This window comes from Vibrio sabulosilitoris (genome assembly GCF_055391395.1).
In genome coordinates this window covers 393,306-413,308 of record NZ_AP029599.1, presented here as the reverse complement: position 1 = coordinate 413,308, position 20,003 = coordinate 393,306, and the positions used below count along the sequence as shown (strand labels likewise).

Annotated in this window: 19 protein-coding genes; 6 read left to right on the top strand and 13 right to left on the bottom strand. The window is 51.8% G+C overall.

Features of this window, described 5'->3' with window-relative positions; genetic code table 11:
* Positions 1–16: 16 nt before the first annotated feature.
* Entirely contained in the window at positions 17–265 is a 249-nt protein-coding gene (gene tusA, locus ACZ5R2_RS02065; RefSeq protein WP_438461210.1) for a sulfurtransferase TusA, read from the bottom strand.
* Positions 266–396: 131 nt separating this feature from the next.
* Here tusA and ACZ5R2_RS02060 point away from each other — a divergent pair, with 131 nt between their 5' ends.
* Positions 397–585 (top strand): hypothetical protein, encoded by a 189-nt coding sequence (locus ACZ5R2_RS02060; RefSeq protein ID WP_464900836.1) that lies wholly within the window; start codon positions 397–399, stop codon positions 583–585.
* Between the two features lie 177 nt (positions 586–762).
* The gene (locus tag ACZ5R2_RS02055; RefSeq protein ID WP_464900835.1) at positions 763–1,704 is read left to right on the top strand and encodes a LysR family transcriptional regulator; all 942 of its coding nucleotides are present in this window, start codon (positions 763–765) and stop codon (positions 1,702–1,704) included.
* Positions 1,705–2,028: 324 nt separating this feature from the next.
* Here the strand turns inward: ACZ5R2_RS02055 and acuI are convergent, their stop codons facing one another.
* The 6 genes from acuI to ilvG all read right to left on the bottom strand — a co-directional run bounded on the left by acuI (position 2,029) and on the right by ilvG (position 9,438).
* Entirely contained in the window at positions 2,029–3,009 is a 981-nt protein-coding gene (gene acuI / locus ACZ5R2_RS02050; RefSeq protein WP_464900834.1) for an acrylyl-CoA reductase (NADPH), read from the bottom strand.
* 161 nt (positions 3,010–3,170) lie between these two features.
* Positions 3,171–4,700: a threonine ammonia-lyase, biosynthetic gene (gene ilvA, locus ACZ5R2_RS02045; protein ID WP_464900833.1), complete on the bottom strand. Its 1,530-nt coding sequence runs from the start codon at positions 4,698–4,700 to the stop codon at positions 3,171–3,173.
* A 3-nt stretch (positions 4,701–4,703) separates the two neighbouring features.
* On the bottom strand, positions 4,704–6,545 hold the full coding sequence (gene ilvD, locus ACZ5R2_RS02040) for a dihydroxy-acid dehydratase (RefSeq protein ID WP_464900832.1): 1,842 nt from the start codon (positions 6,543–6,545) through the stop codon (positions 4,704–4,706).
* 15 nt (positions 6,546–6,560) lie between these two features.
* Positions 6,561–7,496 carry a branched-chain-amino-acid transaminase gene (ilvE, locus tag ACZ5R2_RS02035; protein ID WP_464900831.1) on the bottom strand — a complete coding sequence of 312 codons (936 nt, stop codon included), beginning with the start codon at positions 7,494–7,496 and terminating at the stop codon, positions 6,561–6,563.
* Between the two features lie 11 nt (positions 7,497–7,507).
* A complete protein-coding gene (ilvM, locus tag ACZ5R2_RS02030; RefSeq protein ID WP_438461203.1) occupies positions 7,508–7,792 on the bottom strand; it encodes an acetolactate synthase 2 small subunit in 285 nt (94 codons plus the stop codon).
* Complete coding sequence (ilvG, locus tag ACZ5R2_RS02025) at positions 7,792–9,438, bottom strand: acetolactate synthase 2 catalytic subunit (RefSeq protein WP_464900830.1); 1,647 nt, start codon at positions 9,436–9,438, stop codon at positions 7,792–7,794. The genes ilvM and ilvG overlap by 1 nt, the downstream gene beginning before the upstream one ends.
* 431 nt (positions 9,439–9,869) lie before the next feature.
* On the opposite strand from ilvG, the gene ACZ5R2_RS02020 reads away from it, so the two are divergent.
* Together ACZ5R2_RS02020 and ACZ5R2_RS02015 are read left to right on the top strand one after the other, a co-directional pair.
* Positions 9,870–11,393 carry a YifB family Mg chelatase-like AAA ATPase gene (locus tag ACZ5R2_RS02020; RefSeq protein ID WP_464900829.1) on the top strand — a complete coding sequence of 508 codons (1,524 nt, stop codon included), beginning with the start codon at positions 9,870–9,872 and terminating at the stop codon, positions 11,391–11,393.
* 110 nt (positions 11,394–11,503) lie between these two features.
* Entirely contained in the window at positions 11,504–12,397 is an 894-nt protein-coding gene (locus tag ACZ5R2_RS02015) for an acyltransferase (RefSeq protein WP_464900828.1), read from the top strand.
* 48 nt (positions 12,398–12,445) lie between these two features.
* Here the strand turns inward: ACZ5R2_RS02015 and ACZ5R2_RS02010 are convergent, their stop codons facing one another.
* The 5 genes from ACZ5R2_RS02010 to ACZ5R2_RS01990 form a co-directional block, all read right to left on the bottom strand.
* On the bottom strand, positions 12,446–13,045 hold the full coding sequence (locus ACZ5R2_RS02010) for a thiol:disulfide interchange protein DsbA/DsbL (RefSeq protein WP_464900827.1): 600 nt from the start codon (positions 13,043–13,045) through the stop codon (positions 12,446–12,448).
* Positions 13,046–13,060: 15 nt separating this feature from the next.
* On the bottom strand, positions 13,061–14,047 hold the full coding sequence (locus ACZ5R2_RS02005; protein WP_464900826.1) for a serine/threonine protein kinase: 987 nt from the start codon (positions 14,045–14,047) through the stop codon (positions 13,061–13,063).
* A gap of 50 nt (positions 14,048–14,097) precedes the next feature.
* Positions 14,098–15,501 (bottom strand): cytochrome c oxidase accessory protein CcoG, encoded by a 1,404-nt coding sequence (gene ccoG, locus ACZ5R2_RS02000; RefSeq protein WP_464900825.1) that lies wholly within the window; start codon positions 15,499–15,501, stop codon positions 14,098–14,100.
* A 535-nt stretch (positions 15,502–16,036) separates the two neighbouring features.
* Positions 16,037–16,303, bottom strand: coding sequence for a YihD family protein (locus ACZ5R2_RS01995; protein WP_464900824.1), 267 nt, complete (start codon positions 16,301–16,303; stop codon positions 16,037–16,039).
* Positions 16,304–16,523: 220 nt separating this feature from the next.
* Positions 16,524–16,691 carry a hypothetical protein gene (locus ACZ5R2_RS01990; protein ID WP_438461195.1) on the bottom strand — a complete coding sequence of 56 codons (168 nt, stop codon included), beginning with the start codon at positions 16,689–16,691 and terminating at the stop codon, positions 16,524–16,526.
* 305 nt (positions 16,692–16,996) lie between these two features.
* On the opposite strand from ACZ5R2_RS01990, the gene ACZ5R2_RS01985 reads away from it, so the two are divergent.
* Positions 16,997–17,794, top strand: coding sequence for a sporulation protein (locus ACZ5R2_RS01985; protein ID WP_464900823.1), 798 nt, complete (start codon positions 16,997–16,999; stop codon positions 17,792–17,794).
* A gap of 71 nt (positions 17,795–17,865) precedes the next feature.
* Complete coding sequence (trhA, locus tag ACZ5R2_RS01980; RefSeq protein ID WP_464902409.1) at positions 17,866–18,513, top strand: PAQR family membrane homeostasis protein TrhA; 648 nt, start codon at positions 17,866–17,868, stop codon at positions 18,511–18,513.
* A 22-nt stretch (positions 18,514–18,535) separates the two neighbouring features.
* Here the strand turns inward: trhA and ACZ5R2_RS01975 are convergent, their stop codons facing one another.
* Entirely contained in the window at positions 18,536–19,993 is a 1,458-nt protein-coding gene (locus tag ACZ5R2_RS01975; RefSeq protein ID WP_464900822.1) for a TrkH family potassium uptake protein, read from the bottom strand.
* Positions 19,994–20,003: the final 10 nt, after the last annotated feature.

The window sequence follows — 20,003 nt, the reverse complement described above, 5'->3', positions numbered from 1 at the left end:
CCTAGGGCAGCCTCATTTATTCAAGGCCCTTTTTAATCAGGTACTGATATGGCAGTTGTTCCGTTTGCGCGGCGATCAACTGGTGGTCCATAAAGCGACAAAAGCTTGGTATGTCGCGCGTGGTTGAAGGGTCATCCGCGCTCACCAGCAGTACCTCTCCATCTTGCATATTTCGAATTGTCTTCCTGACCATCATCACGGGCTCTGGGCAGCGCAAACCTTGCGCCTCTAGGGTTTGATTGGCCTTGTTGGGATCGAAAGTCATCTGTGTATTACACCTCTTCTGGCTTAAGCGCCCATCATACTCGCGATCAAAAAAGATTCAATATCACCTTGGCAAACCCAAGATTATAGCTTAACTTAAGTTAACAAGTTGATAACAAATGGAGCCTTGTTATGCTGTCGACGATGGAGCGATTATCCGTTTATTCGGTATTGTGTGTGATTTCAATCTGCAGTCTTTTGTTGCAAATGGATCAGGATGTGTCTCTGCTCCCAGTGAGCGCGTTTTTTGGCTCAGTTGCCGGGATTTGGATAGAGGCACAAGGGCTGGATGCAAGCCAAGATCAGGCGAAAGACAATTAAGGCCTAATATCAAGGCCCGATATCAAGGCACAGTACCGTAAAAATGCTGATTTGTTTTGAAGTCAAATAATCTCCGTTAATCTCCAGTTTTCTTGGGCTTCCCCGCTGAAAGGCGGGATTTTTTTTGTCTGAATACAGGTAAACTGTATCGATTTATTGGGTGGATGAGGAAGAGTAATGGAGCTCGAAGAGGTATATCGACGCGATCTGAACCTGCTGGTGGCGCTGCGGGTATTGATTGAAGAGAGCAGTGTGAGCAAAGCCGCAACTAGACTAAATATGAGTCAGTCGGCGATGAGTCGAGTATTGGGCAGACTACGCGAACTACTTGATGATCCTCTTTTCACGCGTCAAGGACAGCGATTAATTCCGACCCAAAAAGCGCTTGAGCTTGATGCTCGCCTTGGCGAGCCACTCGAATCGCTGCGTCAGTTGCTTTCACCGAGTGAGTTTTACCCGCGTGATTGCGATCAGACGTTCACTATCGCCACCACCGATTACGCGATGCAGACTATCTTGCCGTTTGCCTTACCGCGTATCTATCAAGAAGCCCCTTTGGTATCGTTTAATTTCTTGCCTCTACAACATGACCGCTTGGTGGATCAGCTTACTTATGAAGGGGCAGACCTAGCGATCTGTCGCCCAACTGGGCCGGTGGAACCACTACAAAGTGAGATATTAGGTAAAGTCGGGGTTTTGTGCTTGCTGAGTAAGCAGCACCCTCTGGCGAACAAAGAGATGACGCTGGCAGAGTACCTTGAGTGCCCACACGCCATGATAGCGATTAGTGATGGGGTCAAGGCCCTGATCGATCAAGCGCACGTGGGGATGTCACCACCTAAAATGGTGCTGCGCGCCTATCATTTAGAAGCGGCGCTAGCGATCGTCGATACCATGCCATTGATCATTACCGTACCCGCTGATTTGGCTTACTTAGTGGCCGAGCGCTACGACCTAGTGGTGAAGCCGCTGCCATTTGCCTTTACACCATTCGATTACTCAATGATCTGGCACCCACGCTGTGAACACTCGCCAGCACAAAAATGGCTGCGTGATACCGTCAAGGAGGAGTGTGGCCGCTTGATTGCTAAACGCATTGAGGATATCGGCCTTAAATAAAGGCAGAGGCGAGAGTCGAGAAGCGAGAATCGAGGAAATTACCGCGCGTGATGTGTACCCGCACCTTTTTCTAAGGTTCGAGGTGCGGGGACGGGCGTTGCCCTGCGGGGAGCGAGGAGTTCAGAGCGTGTTGTGAGGCTGTCGTCTACCGGAAGGCAAGATAATGGGAACAGGGATACAAGGTATATTTAATTGATGGGGAACGAGAAATCATAGCGAACTATAAACTCCTCGCTACTCGGAACGCAGTGTAACCCGCCCCTCGCCCCTTAAAAAAAAGCCGAGCATTGTTGCTCGGCTTCGTTTTCAGTAAGAATGTCAGACTTATAGCTTGATCACAACACGACCTGTTACTTGGCCGTTGGTGATGTCTTCGGCGTATTTTGATGCTTGCTCTAGTTCGACTTCAGTACAGGCTTGCTCGAAGAAGCTCTCAGGTAGTAGCTCAACCAGTTTTTCCCATGCCGCAATGCGTTTGTCGGTTGGGCACATGACTGAATCGACACCTTGTAGGCGCACGTTACGCAGGATAAATGGCATCACAGTGGTCGGCAGATCAAAACCGCCAGCAAGACCACAGGCGGCAACTGTGCTGTTGTAGTCCATTTGTGCCAGTACTTTGGCCAGTACCTTGCTACCCACAGTATCAACGGCACCCGCCCAAATCTGCTTTTCGAGTGGACGTGCTGGCTCTTCAAACTCGCTACGATCGATGACGCGTGCTGCGCCGAGTTTTTCTAGTAGTGGACCGTTTTGCTCAAGACGACCAGTGACGGCTGCGACCTTGTAGCCTAGCTGTGCTAGCAGGGTGACTGCCACAGAGCCAACACCACCACTCGCACCGGTCACAAGCACTTCACCGTCTTCTGGCTTCACGCCACCATCAAGTAGCGCTTGGACACACAGCATGGCGGTAAAGCCTGCAGTACCGACCATCATGGCTTTTTTGCTGTCGAGACCGGTTGGTAGTGGAACCAACCAATCGGCTTTTAGACGTGCGCGCTGCGCCATACCACCCCAATGGTTCTCACCGACACCCCAACCTGTGAGCACGACTTTATCACCAGGTGCGTAGCGGTTGTCGTCAGAGCTCACGACTGTACCGGCAAGGTCAATGCCTGGCACCATAGGGAAATTACGAATGATTTTTCCTTTGCCCGTGATAGCCAAACCATCTTTGTAGTTCAGCGATGAGTAATCGACATCGATCAGTACCTCACCCTCTGGCAGCTGACTCTCGTCGATTTGCTGGATTGAGGCGACAGTACGTTTTTCTTCTTGATTCAGGAGTAGGGCATTAAACATTGAGGTTCTCCAATTAAATTCGCTCAGGAAACGAGGTGAGTATAGTCACATCTCATCTATGAATAAAATGAAACCTTTACATTAAGTCTATGCATATTAGTCATGATTGTGGCTAATATCAGGGTCAATAAAAAAGCCAGTCGATGGACTGGCTTTTGAGTTTAGGACAAAAAGAACTGATAGGATGGATTATCGGTCTCATCTTTACACTGATAACCTAACTCCCGGAGGTGGGCTGAGAAACGCGACAGATCCGCCTCTTCCAGCTCAAAGCCACACAGCACCCGCCCATAGTCGGCACCATGATTGCGATAGTTAAATAGGCTGATGTTCCAATGCGTGCCAAGGGTGCTGAGGAACTTAAGTAGCGCCCCAGGATATTCTGGGAACTCAAAGCTGTATAAGCGCTCTTTCAGAGGCTTGGAGGGCTTGCCGCCTATCATGTAACGAATGTGCAGTTTAGCCATCTCGTCATCGGATAAGTCAACCACGGGGTAGCCGCCTTCTCGCAGGTCATGAATAATGCTCTCGAGCTCCTCTTGACCGCCTTGCAGGCGCACACCAACAAAGATGTTGGCCAGGTCGTCTTGGTTGTAGCGGTAGTTAAACTCGGTCACCGCTCGCCCACCAATCAAGTTACAAAACTCGAAGAAGGCACCCTGACGCTCAGGGATGGTCACCGCGAGTAAGCCTTCGCGTTTCTCACCCAGCTCGCAGCGCTCTGATACGTAGCGCAGGCCATGGAAATTGGTGTTTGCCCCAGACAGCACCGTGCCGAGGTTTTTGCCACGCAGCTGGTTTTGCTCAGCGAACTTTTTCAGTCCCGCCAGTGCCAGTGCTCCAGAGGGCTCGGCGATCGCGCGCGTGTCCTCGAAAATATCCTTCACCGCCGCGCAGATCTCATCGCTTGAGACCGCCACGTGGCCGTCGATGTATTCCTGACACAGGCGGAAGGTCTCTTCACCAATACGTTTAACCGCGACACCGTCAGCAAACATGCTGACTTGATCGAGCACTACCGGCTCACCGGCATCCAATGCGGCTTTTAGGCATGAGGAGTCCTCAGGCTCAACTGCAATCACCTTGATCTCCGGCATCAGTTGTTTCACCAAAACGGCAACACCGGCAGCAAGACCGCCGCCGCCGACAGGAACAAAGATATAGTCCAGATGACCATTTTGCTGCAGCATCTCCATACCAATCGTGCCCTGTCCTGCGATCACCAGTGGGTGATCAAACGGTGGCACAAAGGTGTAACCATGCAGCTCTGAGAGTCGCTCTGCTTCGGCCTTGGCTTCATCGAAGTTGCTGCCATGCAGTACTACCTCGCCACCAAAACTTCGCACCGCATCGACCTTGATGTCCGGTGTGGTTTTGGGCATCACAATAATGGTCTTGATGCCAAGCTTAGTGCCTGACAGTGCCATGCCCTGAGCGTGGTTGCCGGCTGATGCGGCGATCACGCCAGCGCCTTTTTGCTCCTCAGAAAGGCTTGCGACCATATTGTAGGCCCCGCGCAATTTAAATGAGTGCACTGGCTGGCGGTCTTCACGCTTGAGCTGCACCTGGTTATGGATCCGTGCAGCTAGGCGTGGCATGTCCTGTAGCGGCGTTACTGTCGCCACTTCATAAACTGGGGCTCTGAGGATCTGGCGCAGATAATCTGCACCAGTAAACTGAGTGAGGGTCATTGGCTAACCCTCTAGTTTAGAGCGATCTCGCACGGCACCTTTATCGGCACTGGTCGCCATGCTTGCGTAAGCTTTTAGAGCCAGTGATACCGTGCGCTCGCGATCGGCTGGTTGCCAGCCAAGTTGATCCTGTTTCGCGCGGCGTTCAGCCAGCTCTTGCTCAGCTACCTCAAGCAAGATGGTGCGATTAGGGATATCGATAGCGATAATGTCGCCATCTTTCACCAGACCAATAGTGCCGCCATTTGCCGCCTCAGGTGACGCGTGGCCAATCGATAGCCCAGATGTGCCGCCAGAGAAGCGTCCATCAGTCAGCAGTGCACACTCTTTGCCCAGCCCCATCGATTTTAGATAGGTGGTTGGGTAGAGCATCTCTTGCATGCCAGGACCGCCTTTTGGACCCTCGTAGCGGATCACCACCACATCACCGGCTTTCACCTTACCACCGAGAATGCCATCCACCGCATCCTCTTGGCTCTCAAATACCACTGCCGGGCCAGTAAACTTGAGAATGCTCTCATCAACACCAGCGGTTTTGACGATACAGCCATCAAGGGCAATATTGCCTTTAAGCACCGCCAGACCACCGTCTTGGCTGTAGGCGTTTTCTTTGGTGCGGATACAACCGTTCTCACGATCATCATCCAGGCTATCCCAGCGACAGTCTTGCGAGAAGGCTTCGGTGGTGCGAATGCCAGCAGGACCTGCGCGGTAGAACGACTTCACCTCTTCGGATTGAGTTAGCATGATGTCGTATTGCGCCAGCTGCTCTTCCCAAGTCAGGCCGAGCACGGTTTTTGATTGATTGTTCAATAGGCCCGCGCGGTCCAGTTCACCCAAGATACCCACGACGCCGCCAGCGCGGTGGACATCTTCCATATGGTATTTCTGGGTTGAGGGTGCGACCTTACATAAGTTCGGCACGCGGCGAGACATCTGGTCGATATCCTGCATATCGAAGTTAACGCCACCCTCTTGCGCCGCAGCAAGTAGGTGCAGCACGGTGTTGGTTGAGCCGCCCATGGCGATATCGAGAGCCATCGCGTTCTCAAACGCCTCTTTGGTCGCGATATTGCGCGGTAGTGCGGTCACATCATCTTGCTCGTAGTAGCGCTTGGTCAGCTCGACGATACGCTTACCGGCGTTAACAAACAGCTCTTTACGATCAGCGTGGGTCGCCAGCATTGAGCCGTTACCAGGCTGAGACAAACCTAGCGCCTCGGTGAGGCAGTTCATCGAGTTAGCGGTGAACATCCCTGAGCATGAGCCGCACGTAGGGCACGCTGAGCGCTCAATCTGCTCACTTTGCTCATCTGAGACCGTCGGGTCGGCGCCCTGCATCATGGCATCAACCAGGTCGAGCTTGATGATCTGATCCGATAGCTTGGTTTTACCCGCTTCCATCGGGCCACCAGAGACAAAGATCACGGGAATATTCAGGCGCATTGATGCCATCAGCATTCCTGGGGTGATCTTATCGCAGTTTGAGATACACACCATCGCATCGGCGCAGTGTGCATTGACCATGTACTCGACCGAGTCGGCAATCAGTTCACGCGAAGGCAGCGAGTAGAGCATGCCGCCGTGACCCATTGCAATGCCATCATCGACGGCAATGGTATTAAATTCTTTGGCGATACCACCAGCGGCTTCAATCTCTTGCGCCACCAGTTGACCAAGATCTTTTAGGTGAACGTGACCTGGAACGAATTGTGTGAATGAGTTGACCACGGCAATGATCGGCTTGCCAAAGTCTTCATCTTTAACCCCAGTCGCGCGCCACAGTGCTCGTGCCCCTGCCATGTTGCGGCCGTGGGTGGTGGTGGCTGATCTATATTTAGGCATGTCCTTATCCCTCTCTTATGCTTCTGGGTATACGTAATCGAGCCAGCTCCACTTGTCTTCAGTGGTGCCGTTGAATAGACCAAAATAGGCCTCTTGCAGCTCTTTGGTGATTGGGCCGCGTTTGCCGCAACCGACTTCAATCTTATCGATGGTGGATACCGGAACCACCTCGGCGGCAGTACCGGTCATAAACACCTCATCAGCAAGGTACAGAGCTTCACGTGCAATATTAGCTTCGCGCACCTCATAGCCACGGTCACGCGCGATGGTCATGATCGAGTCGCGAGTGATGCCCGGCAGGATTGCGCTGGTGGCTGGTGGTGTGGTGATCACACCATCTTTAATCACAAAGATATTCTCGCCTGCGCCTTCAGAAAGGTAGCCATCAACACTCAGTGCAATGCCTTCATCATAGCCATGACGACGCGCTTCACCGCCAACTAGGAGCGATGACAGGTAGTTACCGCCAGCCTTGGCTGCAGTTGGGATGGTGTTTGGCGCGGCGCGGTTCCAGCTTGAGATCATCGCGTCCACACCTTTTTCCAGAGCTTCTTCGCCTAAGTATGAACCCCAAGGGAAGGCGGCGATGATCAGGTCCATCTCAGTATCCACAGGTGGACACACCCCTAGACCCACATTGCCGACAAAACCCAGTGGACGGATATAAGCGCTCTCTAGCTTGTTTTGGCGCAAGGTTTCACGCGTTGCTTCCATGATCTCCTCGATGGTGTACGGGATCGGGAAGCGGTAGATTTTAGCCGAATCTTTAAGGCGTTGCGCGTGTTCGCGATGGCGGAAGACAATCGGTCCCTTTGGTGTGTTGTAGCAGCGCACGCCCTCAAAGACAGAGGTGCCGTAGTGCATTGCGTGGGTCAAAACGTGGACATTGGCCTCTGCCCACGGAACCATTTCGCCATTAAACCAGATGTAATCAGCTGTTTTTGTCGCCATTGTTGCCTTCCTTATGCATTAACTCGTTGTTGTAGGTTGTTGTTCGGCAGTTCGTTATTATTGATTTTGATAACGTCGACGCTGATGACATCCCACAGTTTTTCAATTTGGTTGGTTAGAAATGAGATTGGTCGATCGCTATCGACGATAATCTCAACACTTGCAATCTTACTATCGTGGTTCTGGGTACCCGCAACCTGCTTAACCACAAAGCCACGGTGGCGCACGATGCGAAGAACACGTTCAAGCAGTACCGGTTTGTCGTCTGCCTTAATATCTAATAAATATCTTTCCATTAGGTGTTCTCCAACATATCGCTATTTGATGCGCCCGGTGGAACCAAGGGCCACACATTCTCTTCTTCATCAATCAACACATGCAGCAGGTATGGCGTTTTGCTCTCTAGCATCTCTTTGAGCGCAGGCTCTACCTCTTGCTTACAGGTGATGGTTTTACCCGGAATATCGAAGGCCTTCGCCAGCATGACGAAATCTGGGTTGTCATCAAGGATGGTTTCGCTATGGCGGCCATCAAAGAACAGCGATTGCCACTGACGTACCATGCCAAGGCGCTGGTTGTTGATCAGCACCATCTTGACCGGAATTTGGCGACGTTTTAGCGTGCCAAGCTCTTGCACGTTCATCATGAACGAGCCATCACCTGAGATAAGGATTGACTGATCATCTGGCCGTGCAACCGCCGCGCCCATCGCTGCAGGCAGGCCAAAGCCCATGGTGCCAAGCCCTGCTGAGGTAATGAAGTTTTGTGGCTCACGCGGCTGAATGTGCTGCGCAGCCCACATTTGATGCTGACCAACATCGGTCGAGACCATCGAGGTATCTGGCATCATATCGGACAGTTGCTTCAGCAACAGCGGTGCGTAGATCGGCTCACCCGGGTGGTCGTAGCGCCATTTGAAGCCGCTGCGCAGGCTCTCGGTGTGGTGCAGCCATGGGGCAATGTCGTGCTCCAGGTGCAACTGAGGCAAGATCTCGCGGATATCACCACGCAGCGCCGCATGGGCATGGCGCAGCTTATTGATCTCTGCCGCATCGATATCGATGTGGATCACGTGCGCGTTAGGCGCAAACGTGTCGAGCTTGCCAGTCACACGGTCATCAAAGCGCGCGCCGACGACAATCAGTAGGTCACACTCTTGCACCACTAGGTTAGCAGCCTTGGTGCCGTGCATGCCCAGCATGCCCAAGTAGTGAGGATCGTGTCGCTCGACGGTGCCAAGTCCTTTTAGAGTGCTCACCGATGGCATAGGGTTTTGCTCAAGGAATTGACGCACCGTATCGGTTGCGTGTGCAAGCTGCACACCACCGCCAACGTACAGTACTGGGCGCTTTGCTTCGCGAATCAGGGCGTTGGCCAGACGGTAGGTCTCTGGCGCTGGAACAGGGAACGGAAGGTGTTCGAACTCTGGGAGGATTTCAATAGGTGCTTCGGCAAGTTGAACATCTTTGGCGATATCAACAATCACAGGGCCAGGTCTGCCAGTTTTGGCTACCTCGAACGCCTCTGAAAGCGTAGGGGCGAGATCTTCAATGTCAGTCACCAGGTAGCTGTGCTTGGTACAAGCAAGCGACATACCAATCACATCCATCTCTTGGAAGGCGTCGGTGCCGATGTGTGAGCTGGCGACCTGCCCTGTGATGGCGACCATCGGGATTGAGTCCAAAAACGCATCAGCAAGACCGGTGACCAGGTTGGTCGCACCAGGTCCTGAGGTGGCCATACACACAGCGACATCTTGGCTGGCTCGTGCCATGCCGATGGCCGCCATCGCAGCGCCTTGCTCGTGGCGACACAAGATGTGTTCAACACCACCATCATACAAGGCATCGTAGATTGGCATGATGGCCCCACCTGGGTAACCAAACACGGTCTTGATACCTTGCTGCTTTAATGCGGATACAACTAACTCTGCTCCAGTCATTGTGATCCTCCGTTTATCGCTTCATTGCGATGAGCTTCTTGCATGCACATCATGTGCGCTCCCATTGTTCCATGTCACTCAAATGATTGAGTTTTTACGTCTTCATAGTGTAAAAAACCCCCGGACTTTTCAGTGCGGGGGTTTTTTTTAATCTGTGGCTATCTCTCGTCCACTCGACCCCGCGCGGTATCCATAATGACCACGATAATCAGGGCTAGCAGAGTGTTAACGGCGAAGATAGTTTTCATTACTTAATTTTGCTTAAGATTTTACGTCTGTACCTAGTGGTAACATACAAAACTGTTAAATGACAAGCAAAACCTCATTCTTTTTTCACATTCATCAACTAACTCCACACGCTATATAACAGAGTAATCATTTCAAACATATCCGATCTGTAGATTAAAAATCTAATTACTTGGGGATCTGTAATGAGTTTAGCCATTATTTTCAGCCGAGCTAGTGTGGGAGTCGAGGCACCATTGGTGACTGTCGAGGTACACATTAGCAATGGGATGCCAGGATTTTCTCTGGTGGGGTTAGCAGAAACTACCGTCAAAGAAGCCAAAGATAGGGTACGCAGCGCGATCATTAACTCTAACTTTACCTTTCCAGCCAAACGTATCACGGTTAACTTGGCGCCCGCTGATTTGCCCAAAGAGGGAGGCCGGTTTGATTTGCCGATCGCGTTGGGGATTTTGGCTGCATCCGAGCAGATCCCGATGAGCCTGTTAGCGGAGCGGGAGTTTCTCGGCGAGCTAGCACTATCAGGAGAGCTACGCGCAGTCAAAGGGGTATTGCCTGCTGCACTGGCCGCAAGGCAGCTAAAGCGCAGCTTGATTGTGCCGCACTGTAATGGCGACCAAGCGGCCTTGGTCGATAAGCATCAACACTACTCAGCACAAAGCCTGGTTGAGGTCTGTGCTGAGCTTTGCGGTCAGCAGAGCCTGGGGTTACATCAAACTACCGATGCCAAGCCATGCGAAAACCACTCGCGAGACTTGCGCGATATCATCGGTCAGCAGCAGGGCAAAAGAGCGCTCGAGATCGCAGCAGCGGGTGGTCACAACCTGCTTTTCCTTGGTCCTCCTGGGACAGGCAAGACCATGCTGGCCTCACGGCTGTGCGATCTGCTGCCTGAAATGAGCGTTCAAGAGGCGATGGCCACAGCCTCGATTGCTTCACTGACACAGCAAGAAATCAATCAGTACAATTGGCGCAAGCGGCCATTTCGCGCGCCTCACCATTCAAGCTCGATGGCGGCGCTTGTGGGGGGAGGGAGTATTCCTCGCCCTGGTGAGATTTCATTAGCGCACAATGGTTTACTCTTTCTCGACGAGATGCCCGAGTTCGAGCGTAAGGTGCTCGATTCCCTGCGAGAGCCACTTGAGTCAGGGGAGATCGTTATCTCGCGTGCACAGGGGAAAACACGTTTCCCTGCTCGTTTTCAACTGATTGGTGCGCTTAATCCAAGCCCGACGGGCTACTATGAGGGCAATCAAGCAAGGGCCAACCCACAGGTGATCCTGCGGTATTTGAATCGGCTCTCGGGCCCCTTGCTCGACCGATTCGATATGTCGCTTGAGATCCCCTTGCTGCCGAAAGGTATGCTGGCAGAAGGTGGTGAGCGAGGTGAGGCGACAGAGGTGGTTAGAGAGCGGGTGAGTATTGCTCGCCAATCGATGCACCAACGAGGGGGGAAAATTAACGCTTTGCTTGGCTCGCGTGAGATTGAGCGTCACTGCCCCCTTGCGCGAATAGATGCGGAGTTTTTAGAGGCCGCGTTGCATCGCCTTGGCTTGTCTATTCGCGCCTATCACCGAATTATAAAAGTGGCTCGAACTATCGCCGACCTTGCAGGAGAGGCCGAGATTGCTCGCCCTCATTTGGCGGAAGCGTTGGGTTATCGCGCCATGGACAGGCTACTGAAACAGTTGATTGAGCAAACTACTTAATTCAAGCGCAAGATATCAGACCATTAAAACAGAGGCTTACATCCAAGTGACGGATTTGTATAATTGAGCAGCGTTTATTTCATCCGTCTTTGTCGAAGGTCGTTTTTCTCATGCTTGCCCACCTACTTCTGGTCCTCAATATCACTCTGGTGGTGATCAACAGTGCAGTTTGTTCGGTGCTGATTTGTATTATCGCCATCTTTAAGCTGTTGCTACCAACGGCGTCATTAAAGGCAAAGGGGACGGCGCTGGCGAATCGTATGATGTGGCTATGGGCGAGCGTCAATGCGGCTATCCTCTCGCTATCGAATCGAGTTGAGTGGGATGTCGAGAGCGTTGAAGGATTGCATAAGGATGGTTGGTATCTGATGATCAGTAATCATCTGAGCTGGACTGATATTGTGGTGCTGTGTTGCGTCTTTAAAGATCAGATCCCAATGCCAAAATTCTTCCTCAAGCAACAACTCCTCTATGTGCCGTTCATTGGTATGGCGTGCTGGGCGTTGGATATGCCCTTTATGCGTCGTTATTCACGCGACTACTTGCTGCGTCATCCAGAAAAGCGTGGTGAAGATTTAGCCACCACGCGCCGCTCGTGTGCCAAGTTCCAGCACACACCGACCACAGTGGTTAACTATGTTGAAGGGACGCGCTTTACCCAAGAGAAGCAGCGCTCTAGTCGTGGAGACTATCAGTACCTACTGGCACCGAAGTCAGGCGGTATCGCCTACACGCTGGCGGCGATGGGGGAGCAGTTTGATAATATTATCGATGTGACGATCGCCTACCCCAAAAACCCTAACCAACCCTTTAAAGAGATGCTAATGGGCAAGATGCGCAAGATTGTCGTGCGGGTTGATGTGTTGCCCCTTGATGAGCAGGTGACGGGGGATTACTTCAATGACAAGCCATACAAGCGTCAGTTCCATCATTGGCTGTCACAGCGCTGGGCGCGTAAAGATAAGTTGCTTGCAGAGATCCACCAAGCTGAGCAAAAACAATAAAAAAGAGGGGGCAGCCAATGCTCCCCCCTCTTTTTTTTATTTCTTTGATTACTTAGTCACTAGGTAGTTGACTAGCTCAATGTACTCATCAATCGATGACACGCTGCCTGATTCGACCATGTAGATGTTGCTGACGATCACTGCTGGTACGCCGCGTAGGCCGCTGTCTCTAAATTGCTTATCAAAGCGACGCGTCATTGAATCAACCGCAAAACCATTAAAGGTGGCGTCGAACTTTTTGCCATCAATACCCTCGTCAACGAAGATCTGACGCAGCTCGTCGTCATCACGTGGTGGCTGGTTGAGGTTATGGATGCGGTTGAACATGACCGGTGCCATCTGCTTTTCCACCTTAAGCGCCAGCATGGTCGCGTAGGCCTTGCTCATTGATGGGCCCATTGCACCGCCCATAAACGACACGTGGTTCTTGTTCAGTTTGATGCCCTCAGGAAGCTCAGACTTTAGCTGAGTGACCACCGGCTCAAACTGATAACAGTGTGGGCAGTAGAATGAGAAGAACTCGTTGACGACTGGCTTCGATGATTTCTCAAGGTCCAACACCGTGTAGTGGGTTCCTTCCTTGAAATTAGCGGCGTTTGCCGAGATGCTGACTAGAATTGTGGCAAACAGTGCCATTAGTTTTTTCATTATTTTCTCCATTTTTTACCACTGAGGCATCAGAGACAGTGGGGCTTCCTCTAATGCCGCAATTTGCTCTTTAAAGGCGAGTACCTGATTTTCCCAGTACTTTGGCTCATTAAACCATGGGAAGGCAAGCGGGAACGCAGGGTCGTGCCATCGCTTTGCAAGCCAAGCCATATAATGCACCATCCGTAGACCACGTAAAGGCTCAATTAGTTTCAGCTCTGCTTGATTAAAATCGCTAAATTCCTGATAGGCCTCCAGAATGGTATCCAACTGCACTAACTTATCGGCTCGCTCACCGTTTAGCAACATCCATAAGTCCTGCACTGCGGGACCATTGCGACAGTCATCGAGATCAACAAACATTGGGCCATCACGCCAGAGGATATTGCCTGGGTGGCAGTCGCCATGCAGACGGATCTGCGGCTCGATAGTCTGCCACTGCTCGCTGACCGATTTGATTAAGATATCAAGATCATTGAAAAAGGCGTTCTCGAGATGGGGCGGGATGAAGCTGCTGTTTTGCAGCAGTTCACGTGGTTGATTGAGGTATTCATCAAGCCCTAGTGTTGGGCGGTGGCGAAACTGGGTGCGGCTGCCGACCTTGTGAATACGACCTAAATACCGCCCCACACCCTCAAGTTGGTCAAAGTTATCCACCTCAAACTGACGACCGCCGACACTTGGGAAGACGGCAAAGAGGTAGCCCTGATACTCGTGTAGGGTTTGACCGTTAAGCTTCAATGGTGCTGCGACAGGGATCTCCGCCTCGACGAGCTCGTGAGTGAATTGATGCTCTTCTTCAATTTGTGCTCGGCTCCAGCGCTGGGGGCGGTAAAACTTCACCACGAAGCGCTGACGCTCCTCATCAGTAAACTGATAGACGCGGTTCTCGTAGCTATTGAGCGCCAGTAGCCCTGACTCGGCACGAATGCCGGCACTTTCCAGTGCGTACCACATAAAATCTGGGGTAAGGGCGTCAAAGTTAAATGATTGTTCAGACATAGTAAGAATAGAAAAGGCGCATTGCTGAGCCCTTTTCCTCAAGGTTGCAACTAGAGTTGGTTGATAAAACGACTCTCTACTTGGACGGTAAAGCTGCCACTGTCGGTGAGTATAAACTGAATCGTCGAGACCGCAGAGGATAATGTGTCGGGGTCAATACCGAGGGTCATCGGCACACTAAGCACTTCGCCCGGAGCAACCTCAACGGATTGACGTCCGTACCAGGTGACACCTTGCAGACCAGAAACATCCAGTTGATAGGTCTGTGGCTGCTGCGTTTTATTAATTATCTTAAGGGTATAGGTGTTCTCAACCTCCCCTGCATTATTGATCCGATACAGTTGGGTTCGATCGCGCAGTACACTCAAGCCTGCTGGCTCCACGCGCGCTATCTGAGTAAAGAATAAGCCCATCATGACCAACAACACCACACCATAGCCGATCAGTTTCGGTCGCAGCACCTTGGTTTGGTCCCCCTCAAGGCGATGTTCGGTGGTGTAGCTAATCAAGCCTTTGGGGTAATTCATTCGCTCCATGGTGCGGTCACAGGCATCGATGCAGGCCCCGCAGTTGATGCATTCGTATTGCAGGCCATCACGAATATCGATGCCAGTTGGGCACACCTGCACGCACAAGTCACAATCGATACAATCCCCAAGGCCCAATTGGTTTGGATCGGCTTTGCGTGAGCGAGGCCCACGGGTTTCGCCGCGTTGTGTATCATAACCAACGATAAAGGTATCCTTATCGAACATCGCAGACTGGAAGCGTGCATACGGGCACATATGCAGGCAAACGATGGAGCGCATCCACCCGGCATTACCATAAGTGCACAAGGTAAAAAATACCACCCAGAAGGTGGGCCAAAAGGCAGCGTTAGCGCTGAAAAAATCGATGACTAAATCGCGAATAGGGACAAAGTAGCCGACAAACGTGAGTCCCGTTAGTAGGGCAATCATTATCCATGCGCTGTGTTTGAGTGTTTTTCTTATCAATAGGTTGCGAGTTGGGGGATGGCTATCTTGCTTGCGCCGCTTATTGGCGTTGCCCTCGAGTTTCTCTTCAAACCAGATATACATGAAGGTCCACACGGTTTGCGGGCACAGGTATCCGCACCAGACTCGGCCAAGAAAGGTGGTAATAAAGAACAAACCAAATGCAGCGAGCATAAACAGCAGAGCTAACAGCATCAGATCTTGTGGGTAGAGGGTCGTACCGAAAAAATGGAACTGCTGATGAGCGATATCGAGCAGGATAGCCTGACGTTCACCGTAAGGGATCCAGGGAATGACGGCAAAGAGCACCAGCAAGAACCACGCGCCATAGCGCCTTAATCGCTGGAACTGACCCTTGCTCTCACGTACATAGATGCGATTACTGGGATTGAATCGGTCTCGATTGCCTTTGCGGCTTGGCGACGTCATGTCTTTTATCTTGATCTTATCCTGACTCATGGGGCTTCCTTACGACGAGTCGTCTCGGTTGGATATGACGGTAAGCTGCGATTATACCGTGCCCATCGACAAAATGTAGCTAGTGGTATCACTTTTATAACTTTTTATTAACCACTGTTAAGGGGCGAGGTTCGGGGACGGGCTGCGCCCTGCGGGGAGCGAGGGGTGAAGTGCAGCGTGGAAGTTCTCGTCGCTCGAAACGAAGTGATCTCGCTTCTCGCTTCTGCCATCAGGGCACAGTAGGGGGCGAGGTGCGGGGGCGGGCTGCGCCCTACGAGGAGCGAGGAGTGAAGTGCAACGTGGAAGTTCTCGTCTCTCGAAACGAAGTGATCTCGTCTCTCGCTTCTGCCCTTGGGCATGGCGGGGTTCAGGCTAAAGCCCTCCGAGGTGCGAGTGGCTCAACACGCGTTGGGAGCTCCTCGCACCTCGGAACGAAGTGTAACTCGCACCTCGAAACTCGGTGTTCTCGCCTCTGCCATTAGGGCACTAGGTGTAGAACAATGAAAAGGCGACCTGTTTGGTCGCCTTGAGTGGGTTACTTGATGATGCCGCGCGCTTTTAGGATGGCGGTTTTGAAATCATCTTCTTGGTCTTTTTTTAGGCCAGGGATCATCTCGTCTTTGCCGCTATTGCGCATCTTGAGGTGATAGATCAGCACATCATCGGTCAGATCTTCTAGTTTTCCATCATAGCCGGCCTCTTGGGCAAGCTTGGCGATAAATTGCATCAGGTTGAGTTCTTGGTCTTTTAGCCATTCTGGCTGCATTAGCTCGATGAGCTCTTCAATACGATGACACTGCATCACTTTCTCCGCTGTACTTTCATTATATGAGTAGTTATGTGTTTAAAGTACCAGATATTAATGCATCGCAAAAGGGGCGAGGTGCGGGTACGGGCTTTGCCCTACGAGGAGCGAGGAGTTTGACGCGCGTTGGAATATCTCGCCTCTCGAAACGAAGTGATCTCGTCTCTCGCTTCTGATTTTGGGGAATAAAAAAGCGCAGACCACGCTGCGCTTTTCGTTATGCGGCTTTCACTTGTTTAGCTGAGGTTGGCGCTAGGCGCGCTTGTTGCTCGACTAAGCTCATTGATGGAGCCGTTTTCTTTGCCACTGGAGCAGAAGTAAATCCGCTACGGCGGCGAGCCGCACTGCGATATGAGTGCGAAGACCTGACGGTAGTTGGGCGCATTCGTTTACCTAACTGTCAGGCATATCCATTGCCGAAGTAATGGCCTTACTGATCTTGAGTACTGCCTTGCGCGAATGGGCAAAGTTTGCTCTATGGCTCACGCCTATCCAATCCACCAGTAAGGGTTAATGACACACAGGTGTCCTGTTAATAGTAACACTGCTGCAATAAACGATCGATAATTAATCAAATTCGGCACGGAAATGTGTCCATTGCTTAGTTCCGTGGACAGGGAAATGGTGTATAAATGAAACAGTGGCAAGCGCATACAGTGGTTATGGCAATTTAGGCTCAAGGAGGTAGCAATGTCTTTTCTCAAGAAAACCTTAGCAAGTTTTGGTATTGGCTCTGCCAAGGTCGATACGATATTGCAGCAAAATGTTTTGTATCCGGGGCAGCCCGTAGCGCTGAAAATTTATGTTTATGGGGGACGCAGTGAGCAGGAGATTGACAATATCGATGTCAATTTATGTTGTCAGTACATGGTCGAGGAGCCAATCCAGCGTACCGGTGAAGGCGGTGATTCGCTGCGCACTCACCGCGTTAAGCGACCTTATGTCTTAGGTCATTGGCAGTTGCCCTATGCATTTACCATTCACCCAGGCGAGACGCGCGAATTTGATGTCAGCATTGATGTACCGTGGAACACCCCGATCACGGTCGGTGATTCCAAGGTGTGGCTGGAAACAGGGCTGGATATCTCGCACGCGATTGATCCTACCGACAAAGACATCTTAACCGTTCGACCCGATCCACTGACCGAAGGCGTGTTTGCTGCCCTAGAAGCGCAGGGCATGAGAATACGCCAGGTAGAGTGTGAAGAGACCAAAGGTTTTTCGCTACCATTCGTTCAAGAGTTTGAGTTTGTCCCGACTACCGGTCCTTATCACGGCCGCTGGCGTGAGTTAGAGATAGTGGCTCACCGCAGCCATGATGAGCTTGAACTGTGGCTTGAGGTGGATCGCAATAAAACTGGCGTGCAAGGCATGCTGGCGAGTTTACTCGGCGGCGGTAAGCTTCAGCGACATATGGTGCTCTCGAGTCAACTGACCTCAGAGCAAGCCGGTCAGCAAGTGATCGAGTATCTAGAGGCGCATTGCTAATTTAAGCTTACACTTGTACGCTTAATCTGCAATACTGACCACAGAGATGATAGACACTCGGTGGTCAGATGATGCAAAACAAACAACAATACACTGCGCGTGAGGAGTTACTCAATGCGCTAACCCATGGACTCGGCATTGTGCTGGGGATTGTGGGTTTGGTATTGCTCCTGGATAAAGCCCTCGCGCAGCAAGCCGATGGTATGACCATCGCCAGTATGGCTATTTATGGGGCGAGCGTCATTTTACTGTTTCTCGCCTCAACCCTTTATCATGCCATTCCTTCACCGCGAGCCAAGCGCCTGCTTAAGACATTCGACCATTGTGCGATCTATTTGCTGATCGCCGGTAGCTACACCCCATTTATGCTAGTAAGCCTACGCACTCCCCTGGCAATAGGGTTAATGGCGGTGATATGGCTGATTGCCTTGGTGGGTATTATCTTGAAGGTCGCCTTTATTTATCGCTTTAAACGCCTATCTCTAATGACGTATCTGGCGATGGGTTGGCTGTCTTTGGTGGTGATCTATCAACTGGCACTGCGTCTCGATGTTGCCGGTCTTTCTCTGCTTGCCGCTGGTGGTGTAACCTACTCACTGGGGGTGATCTTCTATGTGGCTAAGCGTATTCCGTTTAATCATGCGATCTGGCACGGATTTGTTTTGGCGGGCTGTGCTTGCCACTTTCTTGCGATCTATTGGTTTGTCGTGCCGATTTAGGGGGCTGGTGTTTTAAGGGGGATTAGCGACGCCAAAATGCGGGGAAGAACAGCACCATTAAGGTAATTATCTCAAGACGCCCGAGGAGCATCCCTAGACTCAGCACCCATTTGGCGCCATCGGGGAGGGGGGCAAAATTGCCCGTCGGCCCAATCACGCTACCCATGCCAGGCCCGACATTCGCCACGGACGTTATTGCGCCAGAGATACTGGTGACTGGATCAAGTCCCATGGCACTGAGCATGCCTGCGATCACGATAACGGTGATAAAGAACATCAGGCCAAAGGCGACAATCGAGCGCACGATATCGTCGTTGACTGGGCGTTGGTTGTAGCGCTGCACAAACACGCCGGATGGGTGGATCAGCTTCATCATCTGTTTGGTCAGTAGGGTGCGTGCGATTTGAAAGCGAAAGATTTTGATCCCACCAGACGTCGAGCCTGAGCAGGCTCCGGCCATCATCAGAAAGGCAAACAGGGTCGTCGGCAGCGCGCCCCAGGCGGTGAAGTCCTCAAGCCCAAACCCAGTCGTAGTGACCACAGAGACGATATTAAACATCGCCACCCGCACCGCATCAGCAATCGTATAGCCATCACGAATAACTAGCCAAGCACTAATGATCACGCTCGTCAGCAGGAACAGGTAGCTAAACCCTCTAACTTGCTCATCACGCGTCAGTAGTGAGAACTGCTTTTTCTTCAGTGCCATCACAAACAGCAAGAAGGGCAGCCCACCTAGGAACATAAATAACGTTGCAACCCAGTGTGCACTGTGTGAGAAGCGGTTCATTGAGCTGTCGGAGGTGGAGTAGCCACCGGTAGACAGGGTGGTAAACGCATGATTGGTCGCCTCGAGGAAGCTCATCCCTGTGAGGGTATAAGCCACTAAACAGGCGAGGGTAAGAAGTACATAAACCGCAACGATGTTCTTCGCGACGGTTTTGGCCCTTGGGCTGCTTTTATCCGACCAATCGGACGACTCGGTTTGGAATAAGCGCATCCCACCCACGTTGAGCATCGGCAGGATGGCGACCGCCATCACAATAAAGCCGATCCCACCAAGCCATTGCAGCGTCGAGCGCCACAGCAAGATACTCGGGGCCATCTCATCGAGACCACTTAGCACCGTCGAGCCGGTGGTGGTGATCCCCGACATGGTCTCAAAATAGGCATCGGTAAAGCTGATGTGGTTGATCAACACAAACGGCAATGCCGCGAAGGCGCTGGCGATGGTCCACACCAAGCTTGTGATCAAAAACATATCACGTACCCCGAGTCGAAAGGGGCGCGTTCTACCGATGGTTAGGCACACCAGCGCGACTAAGTGGGTGATCAGTACCGACTGACCAAACTCAAGAAAGCCACTGGTTCCTGATTCGCTGCGAGCAAAAAAGGCCAAGAGGGTCGGTAGGTACATAAACAGGGCGAGCTTGGATAACACAAGCCCTATCACAAACAGTACCGGACGGACATTGACCATAGCTTGCCCT